2 protein-coding genes and 1 pseudogene are annotated in these 2,682 nt (G+C 67.7%); all 3 read right to left on the reverse strand.

Annotation, left to right across the window (positions count from 1 at the left end; all coding sequences use genetic code 11):
• Nucleotides 1-831, reverse strand: an 831-nt coding sequence (locus JMF90_RS32585; protein WP_201325973.1) for a carbohydrate ABC transporter permease, incomplete at its 3' end; no start/stop codon positions are given.
• Nucleotides 832-885: 54 nt separating this feature from the next.
• A complete protein-coding gene (locus tag JMF90_RS32590; RefSeq protein WP_011548785.1) occupies nucleotides 886-2,148 on the reverse strand; it encodes an ABC transporter substrate-binding protein in 1,263 nt (420 codons plus the stop codon).
• Between the two features lie 63 nt (nucleotides 2,149-2,211).
• Nucleotides 2,212-2,682: pseudogene (locus JMF90_RS32595) on the reverse strand (beta-galactosidase); the annotation flags it as partial.

The raw sequence follows: 2,682 nt of genomic DNA on the forward strand, positions 1-2,682 counted from the left end.
CGCCTGGTCGTACATGTAATACGCGAGGACGGTCGAGCTTTCGAACGGGCCGCCGCCCGTCATCACCGAGATCAGGTCGAAGCTGCGCAGCGCGCCGATCACGGTGACGACGATCGCCATGAAGGTGGTCGGCCGCAGTTGCGGCAGCACGACGTGCCACAGCAGCGCGAAGCCGCGTGCGCCTTCCATCCGCGCGGCTTCGATCTGTTCCGGGTTGACCGACGTGAGGCCGGTCAGGTACAGGATCATGCAGTACGCCGTCTGCGGCCACAGCGCGGCGAACACGATGCCGAAGGTCGCATAGCGCGCGTCGCCGAGCACCGGGATGCCGTGCCCGGCGATGAGCGCGAGCAGCCCGAAGGTCGGATCGTAGAACCACGAGAAGATCAGCCCGACGACCACGCCCGACAGCACGAACGGCGCGAAGAACAGCGACTTCACGAGCCGGATGCCGCCGACCGCCTGGTTCAGGTACAGCGCGAGCGCGAGGCCGAGCGGCGGCGCGAGCATGAACAGCACGAGCCAGATCACGTTGTTGCGCAGCGCCGTGTAGAACGTCGGCGCCTGCAGCAGCTCCGCATAGTTCGCGAGACCGACGAAGGTGCGCTCGGTCATTCCGTCCCAGTTGTACAGGCTCAGCGACAACGTCGACAGGATCGGCCAGATCACATAAATGGCAACCATCGCGCAGGCCGGCGCGAGAAAGAGCCACGCGGCACGCCGTTGCCGCCGCACGGCGGGCGACGGGCGGCGCGCGGGCAGCGCGCTGGCGGATGAGCCGCGCGGCGGCGCGGTGCCGGCGGGCGGGGGGGACGTGATCGGACTGGACACGGCAAGCCTCCTGAACGGACACGGCGGCGCGTGGCCGCCGGTTGGGTCACGCGGTCACTTCTTGTAAATCCGCTTGCGGGTCTGTTCGAGTTGCGCGAGCACCGTATCGAGCTGCGCGGGATTCGCGAGGAACTGCTGCATCCCCTTCATCCCCTCGTCGGCCATTTCCTTGGTCATGTCGCGGTCGTAGAACTGCGCGACGCCGCCCTTCGTGTCGGCGAGGATCCGGAAGCCGATGCGCGAGATCGGATCGGCCGGCTCGGGCGACTTGCTGTTCGCCGACAGCGAGCCGAGCCCTTCGGCGAGCTTCGCGCCCATCTCGGGGGTTTCGACGAACGCGAGGAACGTGTGCGCGTCGGCCTTGTTCTTCGCCTTGGTCGGGATGTGCAGCGATTCGACCGGGCCGTCCTCGGCGGTCGGCACCTTCGGATCGATGATCGGGAAGCGGTAATAGCCCATGTCCGGCTTCACGTTCGGCGGGAAACCCGCCGCGATGAAGGTGCCCATCAGCATCATCGCGGCCTTGCCCTGGAACAGGAACGGCTGCGCGCCGTCGAGATCGTAGGACAGCGCGTTGTCGATGAAGTAGCCCGAGTCGATCAGCGATTTCCACGTCGTGTAGACCTTCTTCACGCGCGGGTCGGTGTACGGCACGTCGCCGGCCATCAATTGCTGGTGGAACGCGTTGCCGTTCAGGCGCAGGTCGAGATAGTCGAACCAGCCGGCGAGCGTCCACGCGTCGCGGCCACCGATCGCGATCGGCGTGATGCCCGCGGCCTTCAGCTTCTTGCATGCATCGAGAAACTGGTCCCACGTCTTCGGTTCGTCGGCGATGCCGACCTTGCGGAACAGGTCCTTGCGGTAGAAGAGGCCCCACGAGTAGTAGACGGTCGGCGCCGCGTACTGCTTGCCGTTATAGGACGACGCGCTGCGCGTCGACGCATACATCGCGTCCCAGCCGTTCTTCGACCAGTCGCCGCTCAGGTCCTCGAACAGCCCGCGCTTCGCGTAGTACGCCATCCGCTCGCCCGCGTGCCAGTTCACGACGTCCGGTGCGACGGTGGTGAGCCACGCGGGGAGCTGCACCTTGTACGCTTCCTCGTCGACGAAGGTCGGCTTCACGTCGATGTCGGGATGGGCCTTGTGGAACGCTTCGATCGTCGACTGCCACACCGCACGCTGGCTCGCGCCCTTGAACGCGATGTTGATGGTCAGCGTGCCGGCATCGGCAGGCGTCGTCATGGCGAGCGACGCAAGGCCGAAGGCGACGGCGGCGGTCGCCAGGCGGGCAGCGACGCGAAGGGGGCGATGGGTCATGAGTGTCTCCAGTCCTGTGTGTCGTTGTGCGTGACCGGCGCGTGGCGGCGCCGGGGGCGGTTGCTAGGAACGGCTTCGATACACGGCGACGCCTTGCGGCTCGACCTGCGCGCCGCCGAACACGAACGCGGACGGCGGTACGCCATCGATCGTGTGCGGCGTGCCCGCGTAGTTGAATACGTAAGTCAGGCCGCCGCGCCGGCTCACGCGCACGGCGTCGCCGAGCGGCGTCGGGGCCAGGCCCGCTTCGGCCGCGATATCGGCGAACAGGCGCACGGTGGTCGCCTCGTCGAACAGCGCGGCCCAGTAATGCAGCGTGCCGTGCGACAGGCAGGCCGGGTGACCGTCGGCGAAGCGTGCGTGCACGACGCTGCGTGTGTCGTCGTCGTTGAGCTCGACGAGATCGCGCCAGTGACGCGCGTCGCCCGCGAGCGGCGAACCGTCGCGCAGCGTGCCGTCGACTCGTTCGGTGACGTTCGGCCGCAGCGACTCGACGCGCCACACGCGTACCGGCAGGATCGACGCGAGGGGGCC

It is taken from the genome of Burkholderia sp. E168m23 (assembly GCF_016586125.1).
Taxonomy (GTDB): domain Bacteria; phylum Pseudomonadota; class Gammaproteobacteria; order Burkholderiales; family Burkholderiaceae; genus Burkholderia; species Burkholderia orbicola.